This window comes from Stappia indica (genome assembly GCF_009789575.1).
Lineage (GTDB): Bacteria > Pseudomonadota > Alphaproteobacteria > Rhizobiales > Stappiaceae > Stappia > Stappia indica_A.
In genome coordinates this window covers 3050555-3074645 of the sequence record NZ_CP046908.1, presented here as the reverse complement: position 1 = coordinate 3074645, position 24091 = coordinate 3050555, and the positions used below count along the sequence as shown (strand labels likewise).

The 24091-nt window shown below is 70.4% G+C and carries 23 protein-coding genes; 13 read left to right on the top strand and 10 right to left on the bottom strand.

Annotated elements, in window-relative coordinates:
* Positions 1-20: 20 nt before the first annotated feature.
* The 10 genes from GH266_RS14430 to GH266_RS14385 all read left to right on the top strand — a co-directional run bounded on the left by GH266_RS14430 (position 21) and on the right by GH266_RS14385 (position 12219).
* On the top strand, positions 21-788 hold the full coding sequence (locus GH266_RS14430) for an aspartate/glutamate racemase family protein (RefSeq protein WP_158194449.1): 768 nt from the start codon (positions 21-23) through the stop codon (positions 786-788).
* Positions 789-790: 2 nt separating this feature from the next.
* Entirely contained in the window at positions 791-1675 is an 885-nt protein-coding gene (locus GH266_RS14425; RefSeq protein ID WP_158194448.1) for an asparaginase domain-containing protein, read from the top strand.
* Positions 1676-1887: 212 nt separating this feature from the next.
* Positions 1888-3318, top strand: a complete 1431-nt coding sequence (locus tag GH266_RS14420; RefSeq protein ID WP_158194447.1) for an alanine/glycine:cation symporter family protein — start codon at positions 1888-1890, stop codon at positions 3316-3318.
* A gap of 102 nt (positions 3319-3420) precedes the next feature.
* Entirely contained in the window at positions 3421-4803 is a 1383-nt protein-coding gene (locus GH266_RS14415) for an aspartate ammonia-lyase (protein ID WP_158194446.1), read from the top strand.
* Positions 4804-5022: 219 nt separating this feature from the next.
* On the top strand, positions 5023-5730 hold the full coding sequence (locus GH266_RS14410; RefSeq protein ID WP_158194445.1) for a GntR family transcriptional regulator: 708 nt from the start codon (positions 5023-5025) through the stop codon (positions 5728-5730).
* A 106-nt stretch (positions 5731-5836) separates the two neighbouring features.
* The gene (locus GH266_RS14405) at positions 5837-7405 is read left to right on the top strand and encodes a class I adenylate-forming enzyme family protein (protein ID WP_158194444.1); all 1569 of its coding nucleotides are present in this window, start codon (positions 5837-5839) and stop codon (positions 7403-7405) included.
* Positions 7406-7472: 67 nt separating this feature from the next.
* Positions 7473-9209 (top strand): thiamine pyrophosphate-binding protein, encoded by a 1737-nt coding sequence (locus tag GH266_RS14400; RefSeq protein WP_158194443.1) that lies wholly within the window; start codon positions 7473-7475, stop codon positions 9207-9209.
* A gap of 9 nt (positions 9210-9218) precedes the next feature.
* On the top strand, positions 9219-9965 hold the full coding sequence (locus tag GH266_RS14395; RefSeq protein WP_158194442.1) for an SDR family NAD(P)-dependent oxidoreductase: 747 nt from the start codon (positions 9219-9221) through the stop codon (positions 9963-9965).
* An 8-nt stretch (positions 9966-9973) separates the two neighbouring features.
* Positions 9974-11194 (top strand): acyl-CoA dehydrogenase family protein, encoded by a 1221-nt coding sequence (locus GH266_RS14390; RefSeq protein ID WP_158194441.1) that lies wholly within the window; start codon positions 9974-9976, stop codon positions 11192-11194.
* Positions 11191-12219, top strand: coding sequence for a phosphotransferase family protein (locus tag GH266_RS14385; RefSeq protein ID WP_199270660.1), 1029 nt, complete (start codon positions 11191-11193; stop codon positions 12217-12219). Before GH266_RS14390 ends, GH266_RS14385 begins: the two co-directional genes overlap by 4 nt.
* Before the next feature lie 278 nt (positions 12220-12497).
* Here the strand turns inward: GH266_RS14385 and GH266_RS14380 are convergent, their stop codons facing one another.
* Complete coding sequence (locus GH266_RS14380; protein WP_158194439.1) at positions 12498-13511, bottom strand: GlxA family transcriptional regulator; 1014 nt, start codon at positions 13509-13511, stop codon at positions 12498-12500.
* Positions 13508-14074 (bottom strand): isochorismatase family protein, encoded by a 567-nt coding sequence (locus GH266_RS14375; protein ID WP_158194438.1) that lies wholly within the window; start codon positions 14072-14074, stop codon positions 13508-13510. The genes GH266_RS14380 and GH266_RS14375 overlap by 4 nt, the downstream gene beginning before the upstream one ends.
* A gap of 218 nt (positions 14075-14292) precedes the next feature.
* On the opposite strand from GH266_RS14375, the gene GH266_RS14370 reads away from it, so the two are divergent.
* Positions 14293-14832 carry an RBBP9/YdeN family alpha/beta hydrolase gene (locus GH266_RS14370; RefSeq protein ID WP_158194437.1) on the top strand — a complete coding sequence of 180 codons (540 nt, stop codon included), beginning with the start codon at positions 14293-14295 and terminating at the stop codon, positions 14830-14832.
* A gap of 1 nt (position 14833) precedes the next feature.
* Positions 14834-15592, top strand: coding sequence for a sulfite exporter TauE/SafE family protein (locus GH266_RS14365; protein ID WP_158194436.1), 759 nt, complete (start codon positions 14834-14836; stop codon positions 15590-15592).
* Between the two features lie 10 nt (positions 15593-15602).
* On the opposite strand, the gene GH266_RS14360 is transcribed toward GH266_RS14365, so the two are convergent.
* Entirely contained in the window at positions 15603-16997 is a 1395-nt protein-coding gene (locus GH266_RS14360; protein WP_158194435.1) for an aminotransferase-like domain-containing protein, read from the bottom strand.
* 182 nt (positions 16998-17179) lie between these two features.
* On the opposite strand from GH266_RS14360, the gene GH266_RS14355 reads away from it, so the two are divergent.
* Positions 17180-18079, top strand: coding sequence for a LysR substrate-binding domain-containing protein (locus tag GH266_RS14355; protein ID WP_158194434.1), 900 nt, complete (start codon positions 17180-17182; stop codon positions 18077-18079).
* Here GH266_RS14355 and GH266_RS14350 read toward each other — a convergent pair.
* The 7 genes from GH266_RS14350 to GH266_RS14320 form a co-directional block, all read right to left on the bottom strand.
* Positions 18058-18570, bottom strand: a complete 513-nt coding sequence (locus GH266_RS14350; protein ID WP_158194433.1) for a cupin domain-containing protein — start codon at positions 18568-18570, stop codon at positions 18058-18060. The genes GH266_RS14355 and GH266_RS14350 overlap by 22 nt on opposite strands.
* Complete coding sequence (locus tag GH266_RS14345) at positions 18567-19007, bottom strand: cupin domain-containing protein (RefSeq protein ID WP_158194432.1); 441 nt, start codon at positions 19005-19007, stop codon at positions 18567-18569. The genes GH266_RS14350 and GH266_RS14345 overlap by 4 nt, the downstream gene beginning before the upstream one ends.
* Before the next feature lie 14 nt (positions 19008-19021).
* Positions 19022-19615 (bottom strand): LysE family translocator, encoded by a 594-nt coding sequence (locus tag GH266_RS14340; protein ID WP_158194431.1) that lies wholly within the window; start codon positions 19613-19615, stop codon positions 19022-19024.
* Between the two features lie 132 nt (positions 19616-19747).
* On the bottom strand, positions 19748-20347 hold the full coding sequence (locus GH266_RS14335) for a tyrosine-protein phosphatase (protein ID WP_244953693.1): 600 nt from the start codon (positions 20345-20347) through the stop codon (positions 19748-19750).
* 144 nt (positions 20348-20491) lie between these two features.
* Positions 20492-22234, bottom strand: a complete 1743-nt coding sequence (locus tag GH266_RS14330) for an ABC transporter ATP-binding protein (protein WP_158194430.1) — start codon at positions 22232-22234, stop codon at positions 20492-20494.
* Positions 22231-23082 (bottom strand): ABC transporter permease, encoded by an 852-nt coding sequence (locus GH266_RS14325; RefSeq protein ID WP_158194429.1) that lies wholly within the window; start codon positions 23080-23082, stop codon positions 22231-22233. The genes GH266_RS14330 and GH266_RS14325 overlap by 4 nt, the downstream gene beginning before the upstream one ends.
* The gene (locus tag GH266_RS14320; RefSeq protein WP_158194428.1) at positions 23079-24032 is read right to left on the bottom strand and encodes an ABC transporter permease; all 954 of its coding nucleotides are present in this window, start codon (positions 24030-24032) and stop codon (positions 23079-23081) included. The genes GH266_RS14325 and GH266_RS14320 overlap by 4 nt, the downstream gene beginning before the upstream one ends.
* Positions 24033-24091 lie beyond the last annotated feature (59 nt).

Genomic DNA, 24091 nt, shown 5'->3' with positions numbered 1-24091 from the left:
AACCATCGCGGAGACGAGGGATGCAGAACGACACCGGCCGAACGGCCAGCAGCGAGGCGCCGCCGGCGCGCGCGCGGGCGAGCCTCGGCATCATCGCCGGCTCGGGACCGGAGGCCGGGCTCGACCTGTGGGCCAAGGTGCTGACGCGCAACCAGCAGCTGATGGGCGAGGCGTTTCGCGGCGATCTCGACGCGCCGCGCGTCGTCGTCGTGTCCGAGCCGCGGCTCGGCCTGTCGATGGATCTGGCCGGAAACGATGCCGCCGTGTGGGCGGCGATGCGCGAGACGCTCGACATCCTGGCGCCGCAGGTCGAGGCCTATGCCATCGCCTGCAACACGCTGAACTGGTACGCGCCGCGCATCGAAAAGCTCGGCCTTGCCGCGCAGCTGGTCTCGTTCCAGGACGTCCTGGCCGACTGGATCGCCCGCAGCGGCACGCGCAAGCTGGCGCTGCTCGGCGCCGGGCCGGTGACGGCGATGGACGCATGGTCGGCCTATCGCGACCTGCCGCAGCTGGTCGAGGTGGAACTGCCGGGCGATGCGGCCGCGCTGCACCGGCTGATCGAGGACGTGAAGCGGCTGGGCAGCCGGGACGCGGCCCTGCGCCCGCGCCTTGCCGAGCTGGTGGCCGGGCTCGACGCCGACACGGTGCTGCTGGCCTGCACCGAGCTGCCGCTGATCGCCGACATCGAGACGGACAAGCAGCTGGTCGACGTGACGGATCTGGTCGCCGACGCGCTGGCGCGGCGGGCGCTGCCGGCGCCGGCCCTCCTGCAGCAGGCGGGCTGACGATGGCCGAGATCCTGCTGATCCATACCGGCGGCACCATCGGCATGGCGCCCGGCCCGAATGGGCTGGCGCCGGCCAAAGGCCTGGTCGAGGCGGCAGCGCGCCGGCTGGCCCCGGCCGACGCCCGGCTGACGCTGCATGTCTTCGACCCGCTGGTCGACAGTTCGGCCATCGGCCCGCAGCACTGGAACGCGATGCTGGAGGCGGTCGACACGTTCGCCGCCCGCTGCGCGGACATGCCGGGGCGGGCCGGCGTCATCATCACCCACGGCACCGACACGATGGCCTTCACCGGTGCGGCGCTGGCGCAGGCGCTGGCCGGCCTGCCGCTGCCCGTCCTGCTGTGCGGGTCGATGCAGCCGCTCGGCGCCGAGGGCGACGCGGAAGGCAACCTGAAGCTGGCGCTGGATGCGGTGCGCGAGGGGCCGGCCGGGGTGCGGCTCGCCTTCAACGGCGAGATCATGGCCGCCGCAGGACTGGTGAAGCACAATTCGCAGGAGGCCGACGCCTTCCGCTCGGTGCCGCAGGCGCCGCTGTCCGGCCCCTATCGCCGCCGCCGCTTCGCAGGCAAGCGGCTGGCGATCCTGACCCTGTCGCCGGGCCTGCCGGCCGGCGCGATTGCCGGGGCGCTGGCCGCGCTCGACGGCGCGGTGCTGCGGGTCTACGGCGCCGGCACGGCGATGGCCGACCCGGAGCTGGAGACGGCGCTGGCGCAGGCGGTGCAGCGCGGCTGCCGCATCCGCGCGGTCAGCCAGTGCGAGGAAGGCGGCTTGTCGCCCGGCTCCTATGCCGCAGGCGCTGCGCTGTGGCGCGCAGGGGTGGAGAACGGCGGCCCGGAAACGGCGGAGGCGGCGCTGGCGCGGCTGTGGCTGGAGCTGTCGGACTGAGGGAGCGCGCGCATTCAGGCCATCAGGCGCAAGATGTCGCGCAAAATGCACCAGATTGCACCAATCCGATCCATTTCGCGCAATTGGGGCAGATCCGCCTGCAGCCTATTGTTGCGGCACGGGCCGGGAGGGCCCGCCGGATCCTTGACGGGAGATCCGGACGTTGAGGGAATTTTGAGACGAGCGGGGCTCGTCGTGAATGGGAGGGTCACATGGAGTTCCTGCATACGCTGTTCGGGTACATTGACGCGCTGACCTGGGGCTGGGCGCTGATCCCGATCCTGGTCGTGTTCGGCGTGTTCATCACCATCATGTCCGGCTTCGTCCAGGTCGAGTTCTTCGGCCGGATGTTCCGCGTGCTGTCGGGCCGCAACCAGAACAACGATCCCAATGCGATCAGCGCCCGCGAGGCGCTGCTGGTGTCGGTCGGCGGGCGCGTTGGCGGCGGCAACATCGCCGGCGTCGCCGTGGCGATCACGCTCGGCGGGCCGGGCGCGGTGTTCTGGATGTGGTGCATCGCGCTGGTCGGCATGGCCACCAGCCTGGTCGAATGCACGCTGGCCCAGGTCTACAAGCGCAAGGACGGCGATCACTCCTTCCGCGGCGGACCGGCCGACTACATCCGCCGGGGCCTCGGCCGCGAGTACAACTGGCTGGCCATCGTCTACGCCATCTGCCTGCTGGCCGCCTTCGGCCTCGGCTTCAACGCCTTCCAGGGCAACACGGTCGCCGGCGCGGTGCAGGATTCGCTCGGCATCGATCGGATGATCACCGGCGCGCTGCTGACCGTCGTCACCGGCTTCGTGATCTTCGGCGGCATCAAGCGCATCGCCAAGGCGGCGGACGTGGTGGTGCCGATCATGGCCGTCGGCTATCTGGGTCTCGCCCTTGTCGCCATCGTGCTCAACATCCAGGAGATCCCGTCCGTGATCGCCCGCATCGTCTCCAGCGCCTTCGGCTACGAGGAAGCGATTGCCGGCGGCATGGGCGCTGCGATCGCGCAAGGGCTGCGCCGCGGCCTGTTCTCCAACGAGGCCGGCCTCGGCTCGGCCCCGAACGTGGCGGCCACCGCATTGGTGCGCCACCCGGTCAGCCAGGGCGTCACCCAGGCCTTCTCGGTGTTCATCGACACCATCGTCATCTGCTCCTGCACCGCCTTCCTGATCCTGCTCGGCGACGTCTACACGCCGGGCGCGGAAGGCATCGACGGCGTGGTGCTGACCCAGCAGTCGCTGGCGAGCCATTTCGGCGAGTGGTCGCGCTATGCGCTGACGCTGGCGATCCTGCTTTTCGCCTTCTCCTCGATCATCTACAACGTCTATCTGGGCGAGAACGCGCTGGCGGCGATGACCGACTCCAAGATGGCGCTGAACGGGTTGCGGCTGCTGATCCTCGGCCTCGTCTTCATGGGCGCGGCGGCGCCGTCCGCGACGGCCGTGTTCTTCTTCTCCGACCCGATGATGGGCGTGCTGGCGCTGGTCAACCTGGTGGCCATCCTGATGCTGTTCCCGACGGCGATGCGCGTGGTCAACGACTTCCGCGCCCAGCTGAAGGCCGGCGTCGCCCGCCCGATCTTCGATCCGGCGAAATTCCCCGACCTCGATCTCGACCGAGAGGCCTGGGACCCCGCGCGCTGGAAGTAAGCCGCAACGAGATGAGCGACGGGCCGCCGCAAGGCGGCCCGTTTTCCTTTTCGACTGAGCCCAAAAAGACGCGGGCGCAAGACCCGCGCAATGGAGACCGGAATGACTGTGCAGATGCGGCGCGAGGAAGACAGCCTCGGCCAGATGGACCTGCCGCACGATTGCCTGTGGGGCATCCACACGCAGCGTGCCATCGCCAATTTCCCCATCTCGGGGATGCCGTTGTCGCATTTTCCCGAATTCGTGCGGGCGCTCGCCTGGGTCAAGCTTGCCGCCGCCAACGCCAACCTGGAGCTCGGCGTGCTGGCGGAAGGCAAGCATGCGGCCATCGCGGCGGTGTGCGAGGAGATCGTCGCCGGGCACCACATGGCGCATTTCCGGGTCGACATGATCCAGGGCGGGGCCGGCACCTCGACCAACATGAACGCCAACGAGGTGATCGCCAACCTCGCCCTGCTGCGCATGGGCCATCGGCCCGGCGAGTATGCCAGGCTGCATCCCAACGACGACGTCAACCGCTCGCAGTCGACCAACGACGTCTACCCGACCGCCATGCGGCTGGCCATCGTCAGCCAGTGCAGCCCGTTGCAGGACGCGCAGCGGCGCCTGTCCGCCGCCTTCGCCGAGCGGGCGCGGGCCTTCGCAACGGTGCGCAAGATCGGCCGCACCCAGCTGCAGGACGCGGTGCCGATGACGCTCGGCCAGGAGTTCGCCGGCTTTGCCGCCACCATCGACGAGGACGTGGCGATCATCGGCCAGCTGTCGCGCCTGCTGCTGGAGGTCAATCTCGGCGGCACCGCCATCGGCACGAGGGTCAACGCCCCGGCCGGCTATCCGGAAAAGGCGGTGGCGGAGCTGTCGCGGATCACCGGCATGCAGGCGAAGCTCGCCATCGACCTGATCGAGGCCTCCTCCGACACCGGCGCCTATGTGACCTTCTCGAGCGTGCTGAAGCGCATTGCGGTGAAACTGTCGAAGATCTGCAACGACCTGCGGCTGCTGTCGTCGGGCCCGCGCTCGGGCTTCAACGAGATCCGCCTGCCGCCGGTGCAGGCTGGCTCCTCGATCATGCCCGGCAAGATCAACCCGGTGATCCCGGAAGTGGTCAACCAGGTGGCGTTCCAGGTGGTCGGCAACGATCTGACCGTGACCATGGCGGCGGAGGCCGGCCAGCTGCAGCTCAACGCCATGGAGCCGATCATCCTGCTCAACGTGCTGCAGTCGATGCGCATCCTGATGCAGGCGATGGACACGCTGGCGGAGCGCTGCGTCGCCGGGATCGAGGCCAACGCGGCGCAATGCGAGGGCGCGCTGGAGAACAGCCTGGTGCTGGCGACGATGCTGGTGCCGCATCTGGGCTATGCCAATGCGGCGAAGATCGCCAAGACCGCGCTGGCGCGGGACAGAAGCGTCACCGAGACCGCCGTGGAACTCGGCTTCGGCACGCGCGAGGACATCCAGGCAATGATCCTGAGCGAGACCTGAGCCGCCTGAACGACCATCCCCGGCGTGAGCCGGAAGCGAAAACGACGCGCGCGAGCCCCCCGGCTCGCGCGCGTTTTTGTTTTTGCCACATGAGCTTGATACCGGTTGCGCCGCGTTTCCCTGCGGGCCCCGTGCCCGCACCAGCCCGGTTCGCGGGGCCTGCCGCTTGACAGGGCCGCGCCGCCACTACATTCTGAATTCAGAATTCGGAGTTCAACGATGAGCCAGATCCGCACCAGCCCGAGCCTGACCCAGCAGGTCTACGACGCGATCGCCAACGAGATCTTCGACGGCGCCCTGCCCGCCGGCGCGCATCTCGTCCAGGAGCAGCTCGCCGAGCGCTTCGGCGTGTCGCGCCAGCCGATCCAGCAGGCGATGGCGCTGCTGAAGGCCGACGGCATGGTCGCCGAGATCGGCCGGCGCGGGCTGCAGGTCACCCCGCTCGATCTCGACCTGATGCGCCACCACTACGACATCCGCGCCGTGCTCGACGGGCTGGCCGCGCGCAATGCGGCGCTGCGCTGCCGCGACGATGCGGCAGCGGCGGACGCGCTTGCGGAGCGCGGGGGGAAGATCCTGAAGCTCGGCGAGACGGCGGTGCGAAATGGTGCTGTGGGAGACCAGGTGCGCCATGACGCAGAATTTCACGGGCTGATATACGAGGGCTCGGGCAATCCGCTGCTCGACAGGGCTGCCGAGCCGCATTGGCGCTTCCTGCGAAGGGCGATGGGCGACGTGCTGCGCCATGCCCAGCTGCCGGACGAGATCTGGCGCCAGCATGCGGAAATCCTCCAGGCCGTGACCGCAGGCCGGCCCGAGCAGGCGGAGGAGCTGATGATGCGCCACGACCTCGACGCGGCCGAGGCGCTGGAGACTGCCCTGCGCAAGGGCCCGGACGGGGCGCTGCAGGGCAAGAAGACACCGTAACCGGGCGAGCTGCTTGCTGCACGCCGCGGGAGGACGGCGGGCAAGGGCTTTCGGGAACGGAAGGAAGGGATCGGAACGAAAACGACCTAACGGGAGGACCACCGGCATGCATCCCATGCTGACCGTCGGACAGATGCTGAGCGCCCAGGCGCGGTTGCAGCCCGAACGCATCGGCGCGCGCGACCTGGAACGGGCGATGACCTTTCGCCAATGGAACGAGCGGGCCTGCCGGCTGGCCAACGGCCTGCTGGGCCTCGACCTTGCCAGGGGCGCGCGGGTCGCGGTGCTGGCCTATAACCGGGTGGAGTGGGCGGAGATCTACGCAGCCGTGGCCAAGGCCGGCCTCGTCGCCGTGCCGATCAACTTCCGCCTGACCGCGCCCGAAGCGCTCTATATCTGCCAGGACAGCGGCGTGTCGGCGCTGATCGCCGAGGAGGCCTTGATCGGTATCGCCGGCGAGATGCGCGAGGCGCTGTCGCTGGAAGAGCGCCGGCACATCCATATCGCCGCGGCGGGCGGCGGAACGACGCCGGCCGGCTGGACCGGCTATGAGGACCTGATCGCGGCGGCCTCCGCCGACGAGCCGCAGGCGCCGGCCGAAATCGACGATCCCTGGTGCCTGATGTACACGTCCGGCACCACCGGCAAGCCGAAGGGCGCGATCCGCGGCCATCGCGGCATGGCGATGCTGGCGCTGATGACGCAGATCGAGCTGAGCCTGAAGCGCGGCGACGACGCGCTGCTGGTCATGCCGATGTGCCATGCCAACTCGCTGAACTTCTTCACCTCCTTCCTCTATATCGGCGCGGCGGTGACCGTGTTCTCGCGCCAGAGCTTCGACCCGGCGCTGTGCCTGCGCACCATCGGCGAGACCGGTGTCACCTTCACCTCGCTGGTGCCGACGCACTTCTCGCTGATGCTGGAGGTGCCGGCGGCCCAGCGCGGCACGGCCGGCTTCGAGCGGGTGGAGAAGCTGATGATCTCCTCCGCCCCGGCGCGCGCCGAGACCAAGCGCCAGGTGATGGAGATGTTCCCCAATTCCGGGCTGTTCGAGCTCTACGGCTCGACCGAAGCCGGCTGGGTGACCATGCTGCACCCGGATGAGCAGTTCGACCATCTGGGCACCGTCGGCCGCGAGGTGGTCGGCTCCGCGCCGATCCGCCTGCTCGACGAGACCGGCAACGAGGTGCCGGACGGCGAGCCGGGCGAGCTGTTCTCCTGCGGGCCTTATGCCTTCGACGGCTACTGGAACCTGCCGGACAAGACCGCCGAGGCGCTGCGCGGGCCGTACCTTTCGGTCGGCGACATGGCCCTGCGCGATGCCGAGGGCTACATCCGCCTGATCGACCGCAAGAAGAACATGATCATTTCCGGCGGCGAGAACGTCTACCCGTCCGAGGTGGAGGCGGTGCTGGCCGGCCATCCGGCGATCAGCGACGTGGCCGTGGTCGGCTGCCCGGACGACACATGGGGCGAGCGGGTCGCCGCCGCGGTGGTGCTGCGCGATCCTGCCGTCACTCCGGACGAGATCATCGAATGGTCGCGCGGCAAGCTCGCCGGCTACAAGCGCCCGCGCAAGATCGTGGTGCTGGACCAGGACGAGATGCCGCGCACGGCGACGGGCAAGATCCTGCACCGGGTGCTGCGCGACATGCTGGGCGAGGACAACAACTGACCGCCGCCGGCGCGGGAGGCGCCGGCGCGACACGCGACAAGACACGACAAGATCAGGGAGAGAGACAGTGAGCGAGCAGCAGCAGGACCTCAACCGCGACGAGGACAGCGTCGCCGCCTGGATCGCGGAGGCGCTGCAACGGCGCGGCGTTGCCCGCGTCTTCGGCCTGCAGGGCGGGCATATCCAGCCGATCTGGGATCACCTCGGCCGGCGCGGCGTCGAGATCATCGACGTGCGCGACGAGGGTGCGGCCATCCACATGGCGCAGGCCCATGCCGAGCTGACCGGCGGGCTAGGCGTGGCGATGGCCACCGCCGGGCCCGGCGTCACCAATTGCGTGACCGGCATGGCCAATGCCTCGCTGGCGCGCACGCCGGTGCTGCTGATCGGCGGCTGCACCTCGCGGCCGCAGGCCAACATGGGCCCGCTGCAGGACATCCCGCATGTCGACATCCTGCGCCCGGTCACCCGCTACGCCCGCACCGCGCGCGTCGCCGACCAGGTGCTGCGCGAGCTGGACGAGGCGATGGCACGGGCCTTCGGCGCGGCCGGCGAGCCGGGACCGGCCTATATCGAGGTGCCGACCGACGTGCTGCGCACCCGCGTCGCCGCCAATCTGGTGCCGGACGACTGGCTGCGCCCGCTTACCCCGCGCCGTCTCGTGCCGCATCCCGAGCGCGTCAGGCAAGCCGCCGAGGCGATCCGCGCGGCCAGGCGCCCGCTGGTGATCAGCGGCCGGGGCGCGCGCGATGCCGGCGAGGCGCTGGTGCGCTTCCTCGATGCGGCGGACGCGCTCTATCTCGACACGCAGGAAAGCCGCGGACTGGTGCCGGCCGGTCATCCCTCGGTGGTGGGCGCGGTGCGCGCGGCGGCGATGAGCGAGGCCGACCTCGTCATCACGCTCGGCCGCAAGCTCGACTACCAGCTCGGCTTCGGCTCGCCTGCGGTCTTCCCGCACGCCCGCTTCATCCGCATCGCCGACACGGACGGCGAGCTGCTGGACAACCGGCGCGGCGATCCGGAGCTGCTCGCCTCGGTGGATCTGGCGCTCGACGCGCTGAGCGAGGCGCTCGGCAATGACGCGGGCAGCCGCGACGACGCCTGGCTGGACGGCCTGCGCGCCAAGCACCGCGCCCGGATCGAGGCCGGCGACAAGACCCCGGCGCCGCGCACCGGCAAGGACGGCAAGATCCACCCGATGGCGATCTTCGAGGCGCTGAAGGACGCGGCCGAGCCGGACTACATCGCCGTTGCCGACGGCGGCGACCTCCTGAGCTTCGCCCGCGTCGGGCTGTCCGCCTCGACCTATTTCGATGCCGGCGCCTTCGGGTGCCTGGGCGTCGGCGTGCCCTTCGCGGTCGCAGCCGCCCTTGCCTGCCCGGACCGGCAGGTGATCGCCGTGACGGGCGACGGCGCCTACGGCATCAACGCCATGGAGATCGACACCGCCGTGCGGCACGGGGCGAAGATCGTCGTCATCGTCTCCAACAACGCGGCCTGGAACATCGAGCGCTACGACCAGGAGTACAACTACGGCGGCCGGGTGATCGGCACGGTGCTGCGCCATTCCGACTATGCGGCGATGGCCCGCGCGCTCGGCGCGCATGGCGAGCGGGTGGAGAACCCGGACGACCTGGCAGACGCCATCCGCCGGGGTCTGGCCAACGCGCCGGCGGTGATCGACGTGGTGACCTCGCAAGACGCGGTCTCCTCCGACGCGCGCAAGGGGCTCGGCTTCGTGCCGGACTACCAGGCGCTGACCGCCTGGGACGATGCCGAGCGCAAGCGGCGCGGCGAGGCGTGAGGGGCGGACATGGATTTGCGGGTTGACGGAAAGCGGGCGCTGGTCACCGGCGCCTCGAGCGGGCTCGGCGAGCATTTCGCCAAGGTGCTGGCGGAGGCCGGCGCCAGCGTGACGCTGGCGGCGCGGCGTCTCGACAAGGTGGAGGCGAATGCCGCCGCCTTGCGCGCGGCAGGGCACGAGGCGGAGGCGGCGGAGATGAATGTCGCCGATGCGGACAGCGTCGCGGCGCTGTTCGCCGGGCGCGCACCCTTCGACATCCTCATCAACAATGCGGGCGTTGCCGGGGCGGGCGCCGCGCTTTCCATGACGGCGGAGGAGTTTTCCGGCGTCATCGACACCAATCTCACCGGCGCCTTCGCGGTGGCGCGGGCGGCAGCGGCCGGCATGCGCGAGGCCGGCGGCGGCTCCATCGTCAACATCGCCTCGATCCTGGGCCTTCGCGTTTCCGGCCATCTTGCCGCCTATGCCGCCTCCAAGGCGGGGCTGGTGCAGCTGACCAAGACGCTGGCGCTGGAATGGGCGCGCTACGGCATTCGCGTCAACGCGCTGTGCCCGGGCTATATAGAAACGCCGATCAATGCCGAATTCTTCGCCACCGAGGCGGGCAAGGCGCTGATCGGCCGCATCCCGCAGCGGCGGCTGGGATCGCAAAGCGATCTCGACGCGCCGCTGCTGCTGCTGGCCAGCGACCGGTCCGCCTACATGACGGGCTCGGTCATCGCGGTGGACGGCGGACATCTGGTTTCAGGATTGTGAGGGCATTCATGGATTTCACCCTATCCCCCGAGATCGCCGGCCTGCGCGCCGAGATCGCCGCCTTCGTCGAGGAGCACCTGATCCCGCTGGAGAGCGATCCGGCATCCTACGACGCGCATGAGAACATCGCACCAGGCGTGCTGGAGACGATGCGCGCCAAGGCCCGCGAGCAGGGCCTGTGGTGCCTGCAGCTGTCGCCCGAGAACGGCGGGCGCGGCGTCGGCAAGATGGGCATGGCGGTGTGCTACGAGGAGATGAACCGCTCGATTTTCGGGCCGGTCGTCTTCAACTCCGCCGCGCCCGACGACGGCAACATGATGATGCTGGAGGCGCTCGGCACGCCGGAGCAGAAAGAGCGGTGGCTGGCGCCCATCGCGCAGGGCAAGGTGCGCTCCGCCTTCGTGATGACCGAGCCGCATCCGGGCGGCGGCTCCGATCCCGGCATGATGCAGACCCGCGCCGTGCGCGAGGGCGACGACTATGTGGTCACGGGGCACAAGTGGTTCATCACCGGCGCGGAGGAGGCGGCGCATTTCGTGCTCATCGCCCGCACCTCGGACGATGCGCGCGCCGGCCACACCGCCTTCCTGTTCCACCGCGACCAGCCGGGCTGGGAGATCGTCCGGCGCATCCCGATCATGGGACCGGAAGAGCATGGCGGGCATTGCGAGCTGCGCTTCGACGGACTTCGCATCCCGGCGGAGAACGTGCTGATCGGCGAGGGGCGGGGCCTCAAGGCGACGCAGACGCGGCTCGGGCCGGCGCGGCTGACCCACTGCATGCGCTGGCTCGGCCTGTCGAAGCGCTGCGTCGAGATCGCCCGCGAATATGCCTCCAAGCGGATGGGCTTCGGCGTGCGGCTGGCCGACCGGGAGAGCGTGCAGGTGATGCTCGGCGAGTTGGCGATGCAGATCGAGATCGGCCGCATGCTGGTGATGAAGGCCGCCTGGGAGATCGACCGGGGCGGCTATGCCCAGAAGGAAGTCTCGATGGCCAAGGTGCATGTCGCCAACCTGCTGCACAAGGCGGCCGACACGGCGATCCAGATCAACGGCGCCCGCGGCTATTCCAAGGACACCGTGCTGGAATGGATCTACCGCTACGCCCGCCAGGCGCGGCTGGTCGACGGCGCCGACGAGGTGCACAAGATGGTGCTCTACCGGCACCTGGAAAAGGACGGGCGCGACGCCTGGCGCTGGGAGACGGCAGGCTGGGAGACCGGAGAGTGAGCGGGCCCGGCTTCGACGCAGGGAGGCTTGCCGCGCGGCTCGATGCAGAGCTCGGCGCCACGACGGGCGAGATAGTGCTGGAGCGGATCGGCGGCGGCCAGTCCAACCCCTCCTTCTTCCTCGACCGGGGGCCGGAGCGCTACGTGCTGCGCAAGCAGCCGGGCGGGCCGATCCTGCGCGGGGCCCATGCCATCGACCGGGAATACCGGGTGCTGCAGGCGCTGGCGCCGACCGGCGTGCCGGTGCCGCGTCCGGTGCTCTATTGCGAGGACGCCGAGGTGATCGGCACGCCGTTCTACCTGATGGAGCGGGTCGAGGGGCGCGTCTTCACCGACACTTCGCTTGAGGACCTTCCCGCCGGCGAGCGCCGCGCCATCTGGATGGCGGCGGCCGAGGCGATGGCGGCGATGCACGCCATCGTGCCGGAGGAGGTCGGCCTTGGCGACTACGGCAAGCCGGGCACCTATTTCGAGCGGCAGATCAGCCGCTGGGACCGGCAGTATCGCCAGTCGGAGCTGGCGCCCATCCCCCCGATCGAGGCGCTGTTCGACTGGCTGAGCGCCAACCGGCCGGCGGATGACGGGCGCGTGTCGCTGTGCCATGGCGATTTCCGGCTCGGCAACCTGATGTTCCACCCGAGCCAGCCCAAGGTGGTGGCGATCCTCGACTGGGAGCTGTCGACGCTCGGCCATCCGCTGGCCGATCTCGGCTTCTGCTGCATGCCCTGGCACACCGCGCCGGAGGAATATGGCGGGCTGCTGGGCCTCGACCTTGCCGCGATGCAGCTGCCGCGCGAAGACGAGTTCGTCGCCCGCTACATGCAGGCGGCGCCCGGCGCACCCCCGCTGCTGCCCTTTCACAAGGCCTTTGCGCTCTACCGCTTCGCCGTCATCTTCGTCGGCATCGCGGAGCGGGCACGGCTCGGCAATGCCTCCGATCCGGAGGCCGCGAAGCTGGCCCCGCTCGCCGAGCGCTTCGCGCTCAGGGCGCTGGAGATCGCCGAAGGGCGGCCGCACGCACTTTAGGTCGTGGACTCATAATTCTGGCGAGAAACGGTCTGCGCGAGCCTGTCTGGATACAAGGAGCAAGTCCGCAGGAAACCGTCCGGTTTTCAAGGTCTTGCGACGCTGTTGCCGGCAGGTTCGCCCAGACCCGAAGGGCGTCGGCCCGACTTCGATCTGCGGCGTCGGACCGCTCGGCCGGGGGACCTGCCCCGGCCATCACGCTCCTCCTGGCATATCATTGCCGGGCCAGACGCCGTTTCCGGCACAATTATGAGTCCACGACCTAGGCCGCTCCGCCCTCAGGAGGCAGCGGCGCGCAGGCTGGTCGGCGAGGCAGGATGCAGCCGGTTCCAGGCCCGGCGGAACTGGCGGGCGGAGGAAAAGCCGGCTCTGGCGGCGATCTCCTCCATGTCGAGCCGCGAGCCGAGCACCATCTCGCGCGCCAGCGCGATGCGCATGCGATTGACGAAATCGGTGACGCTGAGCCCGGTATGCTCGTTGAACAGGCGCGAGAGGTTGCGCGGGCTGGTGGCGGCAAGGCGGGCGAGCGCCGTGACGGTCCAGGCGCGCGCCGGATCGCCGGCGACCGCGTCCTGCACCCGGTGGATGGCGGGGTGGATGTGGTTGCGCCCTTCCAGCCAGGGCGAAAGCTGCGGGTCGGCGCCGCCGCGCCGCAGGTAGACGACGAGATAGCGCGCGACCGCCAGCGCCACGTCGTGGCCGGCCTCGCGCGCGACGATGGCCAGCATGAGGTCGATGCCGGCGGTGATGCCGGCGCTGGTCAGCCGCTCGCCGTCCTCGACGAACAGGCGGTTGTCGCGCACCCGCGCGGTGGGCGCGGCGCGGCGCAGGTCCTCGATCGCCGCGTGATGGGTGGTGCATTCGCACCCTTCCAGCAGGCCGGCGCGGGCGGCAAGCAGCGCGCCGGAACAGATCGTCACCAGCCGGATGCCGGGGCGCACCACCCGGCGCAGCCAGTCGGCGATCTCCGCTTCCAGCGGCGCGTCGTCCTTGCGCGTGTCGACCTCGCTGCCGAGCGGCCTGTCGGCGGCGCCCGAGACCACCACCATCGCCCCGTCGGGCAAGGTATCGGGCAGCGGCGCGATGCCGGTAACCGCAAGGCCGACGGAGCTGGTGACATCCGCCGCCGGGCCGACATAGGCGACGTCGAAGCATAGCTGCGCCTGCTCCATGTTGGCCTTGCGCAGCACCTCGACCGGGCCGGCGATATCGAGCAGCAGCGCGCGCGGCGGAACCACCACGAAAACGGGCACGAAAACGGGTATCATCCGCACGCGCGCTGCCTCGCTCATGCGGCGAGCCGGTCGGCCTTGGCGGCGGCCAGCGCCTCCTCCACCGTGGCGATGCGGGCGAAACGGCCGGCGAGCACCAGTTCGCTGCGGGCGCGGATTTCCGCGGCGCTCCACTCGCGCCCCGCCGCATCGACCATCGGGAAGGTCAGCGTCGCCTCGCCGACGAAATCGACCTCGTATCCGAGATCCGAGGCGTGGCGCGTCGTCGTCTCGCAGCACTGCTCGGTGCGGATGCCCGAGACGATCAGCCGGCGGATGCCGCGCTGGGTCAGCCAGACATCGAGGCCGCTGCCGACCAGCGCGCTGTGGCGGCGCTTGCGGAAGACCGCGTCGGCAGCAAGGCGCAGCGGGGACAGCGGCACGACGAAGCCGGAGCCTTCCGAAAACGGGCCGGTCTCTTCCACATGGAAGATCTGCACCATCGGGATGCCGGCGGCGGAGGCGCCGTCGATCAGCGCCTGCTGGCGCTCCAGATAGAGGCTGAGCCCGTCCTCGCGGAAGTAGGGCCGGTGGCGGAAGGATTCCTGGGCATCGATGACGATGAGGGCGGTCTCTGCGGACATTTCGAGGCGTCTCCTTGTGGCGGACAGTATCTGAAAAATAGCGCAGATCCCAAGGAGCGAAATGCGCGGGCCGGACGGATGAGGGACAATTCGCGCCAAAACTGACGCCCCAGAAGCGTGAGAAATGCTCCATGCCGGCTGAGATCGCTTCAGTTTCCTCCATGGCGGTTCGCCCTGTAGTCTTCCTGCCGGGCTGGCGAACACGACAGGGGCGCGCAATGAGCTATGGACTGGTTCTTCCCGGCATCGGCGGATCGGGCGAGGCGCATTGGCAGACCCTGTGGGAGGCGGAGGATGCCGGGCTGACGCGCTTTGCCCCGGCCGACTGGGACCGGCCGGATCTTGCCGAGTGGACGGGCGCACTGGAGCGGGCGCTCGCCGGCTTTTCCCGTCCGCCGCTGCTGATCGCCCACAGCCTCGCCTGCCTGCTGGTCGCCCATGCGGCGGAGAGCATTGCGGGCCGCGTGCGCGGGGCGTTCCTGGTGGCGGTGCCGGACCCGGACGGGCCGGCCTTTCCGGGCGAGGCGGCGAGCTTTCGCGACCTGCCGGCGCAGGCGCTGCCGTTCCCGGCGCTGATCATCGCCAGCAGCGACGATCCCTACGGCACGCGCGAGCATGCCCGGCGGCGGGCGCAGGACTGGGGAGCCGGGCTCGTCGAGATCGGCGCCAGGGGCCACATCAACGGGGCGAGCGGCGTCGGGGATTGGCGCGAGGGGCGGAGGCTGTTCGACGCCTTCGCCGCCGGGGTGCGGGGCTGAAATGGGGGGCGCCGAGATCGGCCTTGCCGAGCTGCTCCTGCTGCTGGCCGCCGGGCTCGTCGGCGGCGCCTGCAACGCCATCGCCGGCGGGGGCACCTTCTTCACCTTTCCCGCGCTGCTGCATGTCGGCGTGCCGCCGGTCGCCGCCAATGCCACCAGCGCGATCTCGATCTGGCCGGGCCATGCCACCAGCCTGCTGGGATATCGCGAGGAGCTCCGCCGCCAGTCGGCGCGGCTGAAGGCCAGCGCCCCGGTCTTCATCCTCGGCGGCATCGTCGGCGCGGCGCTGCTGGCGGCGACCGGCAACGCGATCTTCCGCCAGCTGATCCCCTGGCTGCTGCTGGCGGCAACGCTGCTCTTCGCCGCCGGGCCGTGGCTGCGTGCCTGGGTGAGCGCGCATCGCGGCGGGGAACTGCCGAGGGCGGCGCTGCTCGCCATCGATTTCGCGGTCGCCGTCTATGGCGGCTATTTCGGCGCCGGGCTCGGCATCCTGCTGATGGCGGTGCTGACCTTGATCGGGATCGACGACGTCAACGAGGCGAATGCCCTGAAGAACGCGCTGGCGACCGTGGTCACCAGCGTCGCCGTCGCCGTGTTCGTCGCCACCGGCATCATCGCCTGGCTGCCGGGACTTGTCGTGCTGGCCGGGGCGATTGCCGGCGGCTATCTCGGCGCGCGGCTGGCGCGCTGGGTGAAGCCGTCCGTGCTGCGGGCGGTGGTGATCGCCTTCGGTCTGCTGCTGACCTGGTCCTATTTCTGAGCCGCCTGCCTCAGGCGAGAACGGACGGCGCCGACGCACCGACCCCGAGATTTTCGACAAGGCCGGCAATGGCGCGAAGGGCCGTCTCCAGCTCGTCGATGGCGGGGGCACCGAGGCAAAGCCGCACGCCGCTAGAGGCATCGTCCCCCGGCGTGCCGGGCGCAGCGGCGGTGGAGGCGGGCGGCGTGACGAGGATGCCCAGCGCCCGGGCAGCGGTCTCCAGCGCTGCGGCCTGTCCGGCCTGGAGAGGCAACCAGACGTGATAGCCGACATGGCGCGCGTCGCGCGTCGCGGAGCCGAGGATCGCACCGGCAAGCGCCCGGCGTCGCTGCGCCTCCTCGCGGATGGCGGTGCCGATGGCCTCGGCCGTACCGTCCAGCACCCATTGCTCCATCACCACGCAGCCGAGCGGCGAGATCATCAGCCCGCTGGCATGGAGCGCAGCTTCCGTACGGGCGACAAGGGCCGGAGGAACGACGAGCGCGCCGACGCGCAAGGAGGGGTTCAAGGTCTTCGACAGGCTGTTGATGTAGACGACGCGCTCGGGCGCAAGGCCGGCAAGCGGGGGAAACTCCGCCTCCGGCGCCAGCGTGTAGACGTCGTCCTCCACCAGCATTGCGTCGCGCGCCCGGCAGACCGCGACGATCGCCTCGCGCCGGCCGCGCCCCATCGAGCCGGTGGTCGGGTTCTGCATGGTCGGGGTCAGGTAGACCGCGATGCCGCCCGACTGCCCTTGAAGGTCGTGCAAGGTCCTGTCCAGGGCATCGGGCAGCATGCCTTCGCCGTCCATGGCGACGCCGACGACGCGCAGGCCCATATGCCGGGCGAGCGTCAGCACGCCGGGATAGGTCTGCGCCTCGACCAGCAGCGTGCCGCCCGGACCGCAAAGGACCGAGAGCGCGACGGCGAGCGCATGCTGGGCCCCGCCCGCCAGCAGCAGGCATTCGGGATCGGCCTCCATGCCGAGCCGGCGGAACCAGCGGGCCATCTCGTTGCGGTAGCGGGCATGGCCGGCGACCGGCGGGTAGGTGTTGAACACATCCGCATCGAGCCTGCGGGAAACGGCGGCCAGGGTGCGGGCAAGCAGCCGCTCGCTGACGCCGGAGGGCGGGGCGTTGCGCGACAGGTCGACGAGCGGCCCCTTGCGCGCCTCCGTCGCGGCGACGAAGCTGCCCGAGCCGCGCACCGAGCGCAGCAACCCGCGCCGCTCCAGCAGCGCATAGGCCTTGGTCACGGTGCCAAGGCCGATGCCGAGGCGCCAGGCAAGATCGCGCTGCGCGGGAAGGCGCGCGCCGACGGCAAGCTCCCCCGACAGGATGTCCTGCGACAGGGCGGCGGCGAGCCGTTCGCCGGGCGGGCCGGACCCTTCCGCCAGGCGGGGCTGCCAGGGCGAGCGCAGGCGCATGCGAAATCTCCTCAAGTGTAACGTGACACTTTTCCTGTTTTAACAAAGTGTCACAGCCAATAGCATCCCGGATCGTGAAAGTCCTGCCTGACCGGATCGGACCCCAGATGCTCCAGCATGCTCCTTGCCTCTCACCCGCCCCCTCATCCGCCCCCTCGCCGCCGCAGGAGAGCGGCCGCGCCATGCGGCTCGGCGTGCCCTTGACGGCGCTGCGCGCCTTCGAGGCGGCGGCCCGCCATCTGTCGATCAAGGAGGCGGCGGGCGAGATCGGCGTGACGCCGTCGGCGGTGAGCCACCAGCTGCGCGTGCTGGAAACGGTGCTGGGCGTGGAGCTGATGCGGCGGGTCGGGCCGCGGCTGGAGCTGACGGAAACCGGGCGCATGCTGTCGCCGGAGCTGACGGCGGGCTTCGGCCGGATCGCCGGGGCGGTGGGGCTGGTCAGGAGCGAGCGCAAGCTCGGCCCCTTGCGCCTGTCGATGCTGCCGACCTTCGCCGCGCATTGGCTGTCGCCGCGGCTGAGCCGCTATCCTTTCGCCCGGGCCGGCTTCGAGCTGCTGATCTCGACCGGCCAGGACCGGGCGGATATTTCGGCCGGGGCGGCGGATGCGGCCGTGCGGCATGGCGACGGCCAGTGGCCGGGCGTCATCGCGGAGCGATTGTTCGAGGAGACGGTCGGGCTGCTCGGCGCGCCGTCGCTGGTCGCGGCCGGCGGCGAGGATGGGCTGCGCGCCCTTGTCGGCCGCACGAACCTCTTCCTGTCGCAGAACCGGCGGGAGAACTTCGCCCGCTGGAACGCCTCGCTGCCGGGCGGGCCGCTGCAGCCGGCGGCGGTGACCATCGTCGATTCCGCCGGGCTCGGCCTCAAGGCCGCCATCGACGGGGCCGGCGTGACGCTGGCCGGGATCGAGATCGCCGGACAGGACATTGCCGCCGGGCGGCTCAAGCCGCTGTTCGGCCACCAGGTGCCGGCCGACGCCGGCTACTATCTGTGCTATCCGCCGGCGCTGGAGCGCGACCGGCGGATCCGCAACGTGCGCGCCTGGCTGCTGGCCGAGGCGGCTCAGTCCTCGCCGTCCCAGTAACCGGCGGTCGCATCGCCGCGCAGCACCAGGTCCAGCCGCCGCGCCGCCTTGTCGCCGCCGGGGGCGGAGCCGGCAAAGACCGCCAGCTTGCCGCTGTCGGGATATTCCATCACGTCCGGCTCGCGCATGCTGCTGATGGCGAGATAGCGCAGCGGCGCCTCCGGCCCGGCGATCAGCTGGTGCGCGGTCTGCGGGCCGCCGGCCGGGCAGACGACGACATCGCCGGCACTGACCGGGTGTTCATCGCCCCCGTAGCGCAGCCGGCCGGAGCCGGCGAGGATCACGAACATCTCGTCATTGGCGTGGTGGCAATGGAACGGCCAGGCCTTCTTGCCGGCCGGCACCTCCACATAGCGCGCGCCGAGATGGCGGGCGCCGAGCGGCGCGGCAATCGGCGCGGTGCCGGCCTCGAAGCTCTCGCCATGGCGCTGGGTCTGGAGCCGCAGGGCGTCGGGCCGCACGATCGGGGGCCGCACGATCGGGGAGGTCATCGGTCATCTCTCTCGTTTGCATCGCGGGAGGTAAGAGGCGTCCAGCCGTCCGTCTCGACCTCGATGCGGTCGCCGGCGGTCGAAGGGGAAGAGACGAGAACGAAGACCAGATCGCCGGCCCCGTCGTTGCGCACCCAGTGCGGCCGGCCGGGCGGAACGTGGATCGCCTGGCGCGGGCGGGCGCGCAGCGTTCCCTCCGGCATGCGCAGGGTCATCTCGCCCTCCAGCACATAGAAGACCTGGCGGGCATGGCGATGCAGATGCGGGGTCTCGCTGGTGCCAGGCTGCATCAGCTCCTGGCGTAGTTGCAGGCCCTCCTGCTCCAGCAGGCGCCAGCCGAGGCACCCCTCGCCCCAGGCGTAGAGATTGTCGGCGCCCGCCTCGGTGAGGGCGATGGCGGCGGCGACGGCGACGGCGGTTCCGGTTTCACGGGGCATCGGGCTCTCTCGTCTCACAGCCAGAACAGCACGGCGGTCAGGGCGGCGAGCGCGGCCATCGTCCGGTTGACCAGCAGCAGCTTGCGCCGGTCCTTGAGCACTTGCCGCAGCCCCGCCCCGAAGGCGGCCCAGACCGACATGCAGGGCACGCCGACCACCGCGAAGACGAGGCAGACCAGCGCCAGCCGGCCGGCATAGCCCTCGCCCGGCGCGACGAAGGCGGCGATCACCGTGCCGGCGATCAGCCAGGCCTTGGGATTGACGAACTGGAAGGCGGCGGCCTGGAAGAAGCCGATGGGGCGGACCATGGAGGCATCGCGCAATTCGCCGGCGCGCCAGAGCTTGGCCGCCAGCCACAGCAGATAGAGCGTGCCCACGACCTTCAGCACCACCTGCAGCCGCGGCTCCACCGCGAAAACGGCGCCGAGGCCGGCACCGACCGCGCTCAGCTGCACCGCGACGCCGAAGGGAATGCCGAGGATATGCGGCCAGGTGCGGGCCATGCCGAAGACGAGGCCGGAGGTGGTCAGCATCAGATTGTTGGGGCCCGGCGTGATCGACATCACGAAGGCATAGATGGCAAGCGCCGTCAGCGAGGTGGGATCCATATGCGCAATCGTCCTTGTCGGCGGCCCGCCTGGATGCGGACCGCCGGGGACAGTTGAGCACGGACGAAGGCCGTCGGCTGCTGAGTTTTCGTCAGGAGAAGATGAGGCGGGCTAACGCGGCCGGCGCACGACTCAGGAGGCGGTGAAGCCCAGCCAGTGCTCCAGCTGCTCGAAGCTCTCGTCCATCGGCCAGGCCCGCGACAGCCAGGGCAGCGGCACGTGGCCGAAGCGGAAGGACAGCTGCGCCTCGGCCTCCTCCTCGTCCGCCCCCGCGATGGCGGCCATGTAGAGGGAGGCGGCAAGGCCCGTGCGGTCCGAGCCGGCGCGGCAATGGATGAGCAGCGGCTTGGGCGCCTCGCGCATCAAGGTCACCAGCTGCTCCGCTTCGCTCCGCGACAGAACCAGGCTTTCGGACATGGCGAAGTCGAGATGGCCGATGCCGAGCTGCTCGGCCGCCGCGCGTTCGCCCTCGTACCAGGGGGCACCGGGGCTGGCGCCGCGCAGGTTGAGGATGGTGCGGATGCCGAAACGCTCGCGCTGACTGGCGATGTCCTCGCCGGACGGCTGGGCGGAGCGGTAGAGCTCGCCGGCGACGACCGTGTGGAGGTTGCCCGTCAGCTGCAGCAGGACCGCATGGCCGACGCACAGGACAAGGACGGCGGCAAGGGTCAACGCCCCGCGCCGCAGCCATCGCCAGAGACCCGCACGGGCCGGCCGTTTCGTCTTGGTCACACGCAGATCCCGGCAGGGCGGGCAAAACGCCCGCGGCACAAGTCGTCCAATGCCCGGCATCATTGCGCAAGCCGGCCCGCCCGTCGAGCGCCGACCGACGCTGCGGCTTGCGCCCGAATGTCGCGCGGGAAGACGCCTGCCCGCTCAGGCCGGCAGTGGCCGCAGGCGCCGGGCGCTCTCCAGGTGGATGCGCGGCACCGCAGCGAGCAGGGCGCGCGTATAGGCGTGCTGCGGATCGGTGAAGATCGCTTCCGTCTCGCCTTCCTCGACGATTTCCCCGGCCTGCATGATCGCCACCCGGTCGGCGAACTGGCGCACGGTCGACAGGTCGTGGGTGATGAAGAGGAAGGACAGGCGGTGCTCGTCCTGCAGATCGGAGAGCAGGTTCAGCACCTGCGCCCGCACGGAGACGTCCAGCGCCGACACCGCCTCGTCGGCGACGATGAAGCGCGGGTCGAGGGCCAGCGCCCGCGCGATGGCGATGCGCTGGCGCTGGCCGCCGGAGAACTGGTGCGGATAGCGCGAGACGTAATCCGGGTCGAGGCCGACGCGGGCGAGCAGCGCACGCGCCCGCTCGTGCCGCTCCTCGCGGCCGGCAAGTCCGTGGATGGCGAGCCCGTCGGTGACGGCATCGCCGACGGTGCGGCGCGGATTGAGCGAGGCGAACGGGTCCTGGAAGATCGTCTGCACCTGGCGGCGGAAGGCCATCAGCTCGTCGCCGCGCAGGGAGACCACATCGCGGCCGCGATAGAGGATATCGCCGGAGGTCGGCCGGTCGAGCCGGGCGACGCAGCGCCCCAGCGTGCTCTTGCCCGAGCCGGATTCGCCGATCAGCGCCGTGGTGGTGCCCGGCGCGATGGTCAGGCTGACGCCGTCGACCGCGTGCAGGACTTTTCCGCCGAAGGGCAGGATGCCGCCACTGAGGCGGAAGGTGCGGCGCAGGTTGCGCAGCTCCAGCGCCGGCACTGCCGCATCGTCCTCGCTTCCGGCCAAAGAGGCGGGCGCGGCGGGAACCGGGGCCGGAGCCTGAGGAGCGGGGGCGCTGCCCGGCCGGCCGAAGATCGCGTCCGTGTCGACGGTGGGAAAGCGCAGGCCCGGCGTGCGCGGCAGCTCCACGTCGGGAGCGGCGGCGATCAGCGCGCGGGTATAGGGATGCCGCGCCCGGGTGAAGATCTCCGTGACCGTGCCCTCTTCCACCACCTTGCCGCGATAGAGCACCACCACGCGGTCGGCGATGCCGGCGACCACGCCGAGGTCGTGGGTGACGAAGACGACGGCCGAGCCGAGCTCGCGCTGCATCTCGAACAGCAGCTCCAGCACCTGCGCCTGCACGGTGACGTCCAGCGCGGTGGTGGGCTCGTCGGCGATGATCAGCGCCGGATCGGCGGCGCAGGCGATGGCGATCATCACCCGCTGGCGCATGCCGCCGGACAGCTCGTGCGGGAAGGCGCGGGCGCGCGTCTTCGCATCGCGGATGCCGACCCGCTCCAGCAGCGCCACCGCCCGGCGCATGGCCTCGGCGCGGGTGACGGGGAAATGCAGCAGCAGGACCTCGGCGATCTGGGCGCCGACCCGCATGCCGGGATTGAGCGCGGTCATCGGCTCCTGGAAGATCATCGAGATCTCCTTGCCGCGCACCGCGTTCATGCGCTTTTCGGACGCCTCCTGCAGCGCTTCGCCGCGCAGCAGGATCTCGCCGCCGCGCCGGACCGAGCCGTCGAGCAGGCCCATGATGGCGCGGCCGGTGACCGACTTGCCCGAGCCCGATTCGCCGACGATGCACACGACCTCGCCGGGCGCCACGTCGAAGCCGACGCCGTCGACCGCCAGGAAATCGCCGAAGCGGACAGACAGGTCGCGGACGGACAGAAGCGGGGCGGCGGTCATTTGCGCAGCTCCGGATTGAGCACGTCCTGCAGCAGGTCGCCGACGAGATTGACCGCGAGCACCACGAAGAACAGGGCAAGGCCGGGGAACACGGCGGCCCAGGGGTTGATGTAGATGTAGTTCTTGAGAATACCGACCATCTGGCCCCAGGACGGGGTCGGCGGCTGCACGCCGAGGCCGAGGAAGCTGAGCCCCGCCTCCATCAGCAGCGCGAAGGAGAAGGTGACCGAGGCCTGCACGGCGATGATCGAATAAAGGTTGGGCAGCGCCTCGTGGCGGATCAGCCAGAGCCGGCCGGCGCCGAGCGAGCGGGCCGCCAGCACATGCTCGCGGGCGCGGATCGAGCGGGTCATGTTGTAGACGACGCGGGCGAATTGCGGGCAGTAGATCAGCCCGATCGTGCCGATCAGCGTGCCCAGCCCCCCGCCCAGCAGCGCCAGCGCGATCAGGGCGACGAAGATCTCCGGCAGCGACACGAAGACGTCGATCAGCCGCATGGCGACCGCCTCGACGCGGGGACCGCAAAAGCCGATCAGCACGCCGAGGAAGGTGCCGAGCACGCCGGCGAGCAGCACCGCCGACAGGGCGACGCCGAGCGAGACGCGCCCGCCATGGATGATGCGCGACAGGATGTCCCGGCCGAGCTCGTCGGTGCCCAGCCAGTGCGCCTGCGAGGGGCCGGAGAGGATGTTCAGCGTGTCGATGGCCAGCGGGTCCTGGATCGGCAGCAGGGGCGCGGCGGCGGAGAGCACCGCGACGACCAGAAGGAACAGCAAGGCGGCAGAGGCGGCAAGGTTCCGCCGGCTCGTCAGCTCGCGCAGCAGGGTCGAGAGGAAGGTGGTCGTCATGCGGCGGCCCTCACGCGCGGGTCGAAGAAGCTCTGCGCCAGGTCGATCAGCAGGCTGATGAGGATGAAGATCGCGAAGATGGCGATCAGGCTGCCCTGGATCACCGGGTAGTCGCGCGAGAAGGAGGCGCTGACCAGCAGCGAGCTGAGGCCCGGCCAGTCGAACAGCGCCTCGACGATCACCGTGCCGCCGAGCAGGTTGCCGGCGCGGATGCCGACGATGGCGATCACCGGCACCATGGCGTTGGGCAGCGCATGGCGGATCATCGCCCGCCCCCGCGACAGGCCCTTGGCGCGGGCGAGCGCCACATAGTCGTTGTCCATCGTGTCGATCAGGCTGGCGCGGGTGACGCGGGCGACGACGCCCATGAAGTTCAGCCCGATGGCCAGCGAGGGCAGGACGAGGCAGGACAGGTGCAGCAGCGGATCGTCGGCGAAGGGCACGTAGCCGGAGGAGGGCAGCACCTGCAACCAGACGCCGAAGACGACCACGAGGATGACGCCCGAGACGAAGACGGGCGCGGAAAAGCCGATCACCGAGACGATGGAGCTGATCGCGCCGGACAGGCGGCCGCGGTTGCGCGCCGAGACGATGCCGAGCGGCAGGCCGAGCAGCACCGCGACCAGCAATCCGCCGGCGATGAGTTCCAGGCTGCGGGGAATGCGCAGCAGCAGGTCGTCGAGCACCGGCTGGCCGGAGCGGATCGAGACGCCGAAATCGCCCTGCAGCAGGCGCATCGCCCAGTTGCCGAACTGGACGAACAGCGACCGGTCGAGGCCCAGTTCGTTGCGCATGCGCGCAACCGCCGCCGGATCGCCGCCGGTGGCCTCGCCCAGCATGATCATCACCGGATCGCCGGGGATCATGCGGGCGACGAGGAACACCGCCACGGCGGCGATGGCCAGCGTCAGCAGGGCGGAGGAAAGCCGGTGGCCGAGGAACCTCAGCATGGAACGCTCCCGTTGAACGGAGCCCGCCGCGACAGCCGGGTAAGGGCGGGGGCGCGGCG

Excerpts from the sequence above, each read along its gene's own strand:
- GH266_RS14430 (WP_158194449.1), top strand. The coding sequence starts at position 21 with ATGCAGAACGACACCGGCCGAACGGCCAGCAGCGAGGCGCCGCCGGCG.
- GH266_RS14425 (WP_158194448.1), top strand. The coding sequence starts at position 791 with ATGGCCGAGATCCTGCTGATCCATACCGGCGGCACCATCGGCATGGCG.
- GH266_RS14420 (WP_158194447.1), top strand. The coding sequence starts at position 1,888 with ATGGAGTTCCTGCATACGCTGTTCGGGTACATTGACGCGCTGACCTGG.
- GH266_RS14415 (WP_158194446.1), top strand. The coding sequence starts at position 3,421 with ATGACTGTGCAGATGCGGCGCGAGGAAGACAGCCTCGGCCAGATGGAC.
- GH266_RS14410 (WP_158194445.1), top strand. The coding sequence starts at position 5,023 with ATGAGCCAGATCCGCACCAGCCCGAGCCTGACCCAGCAGGTCTACGAC.
- GH266_RS14405 (WP_158194444.1), top strand. The coding sequence starts at position 5,837 with ATGCATCCCATGCTGACCGTCGGACAGATGCTGAGCGCCCAGGCGCGG.
- GH266_RS14395 (WP_158194442.1), top strand. The coding sequence starts at position 9,219 with ATGGATTTGCGGGTTGACGGAAAGCGGGCGCTGGTCACCGGCGCCTCG.
- GH266_RS14390 (WP_158194441.1), top strand. The coding sequence starts at position 9,974 with ATGGATTTCACCCTATCCCCCGAGATCGCCGGCCTGCGCGCCGAGATC.
- GH266_RS14380 (WP_158194439.1), bottom strand. The coding sequence starts at position 13,511 with ATGAGCGAGGCAGCGCGCGTGCGGATGATACCCGTTTTCGTGCCCGTT.
- GH266_RS14375 (WP_158194438.1), bottom strand. The coding sequence starts at position 14,074 with ATGTCCGCAGAGACCGCCCTCATCGTCATCGATGCCCAGGAATCCTTC.
- GH266_RS14370 (WP_158194437.1), top strand. The coding sequence starts at position 14,293 with ATGAGCTATGGACTGGTTCTTCCCGGCATCGGCGGATCGGGCGAGGCG.
- GH266_RS14365 (WP_158194436.1), top strand. The coding sequence starts at position 14,834 with ATGGGGGGCGCCGAGATCGGCCTTGCCGAGCTGCTCCTGCTGCTGGCC.
- GH266_RS14360 (WP_158194435.1), bottom strand. The coding sequence starts at position 16,997 with ATGCGCCTGCGCTCGCCCTGGCAGCCCCGCCTGGCGGAAGGGTCCGGC.
- GH266_RS14355 (WP_158194434.1), top strand. The coding sequence starts at position 17,180 with ATGCGGCTCGGCGTGCCCTTGACGGCGCTGCGCGCCTTCGAGGCGGCG.
- GH266_RS14350 (WP_158194433.1), bottom strand. The coding sequence starts at position 18,570 with ATGACCTCCCCGATCGTGCGGCCCCCGATCGTGCGGCCCGACGCCCTG.
- GH266_RS14345 (WP_158194432.1), bottom strand. The coding sequence starts at position 19,007 with ATGCCCCGTGAAACCGGAACCGCCGTCGCCGTCGCCGCCGCCATCGCC.
- GH266_RS14340 (WP_158194431.1), bottom strand. The coding sequence starts at position 19,615 with ATGGATCCCACCTCGCTGACGGCGCTTGCCATCTATGCCTTCGTGATG.
- GH266_RS14330 (WP_158194430.1), bottom strand. The coding sequence starts at position 22,234 with ATGACCGCCGCCCCGCTTCTGTCCGTCCGCGACCTGTCTGTCCGCTTC.
- GH266_RS14325 (WP_158194429.1), bottom strand. The coding sequence starts at position 23,082 with ATGACGACCACCTTCCTCTCGACCCTGCTGCGCGAGCTGACGAGCCGG.
- GH266_RS14320 (WP_158194428.1), bottom strand. The coding sequence starts at position 24,032 with ATGCTGAGGTTCCTCGGCCACCGGCTTTCCTCCGCCCTGCTGACGCTG.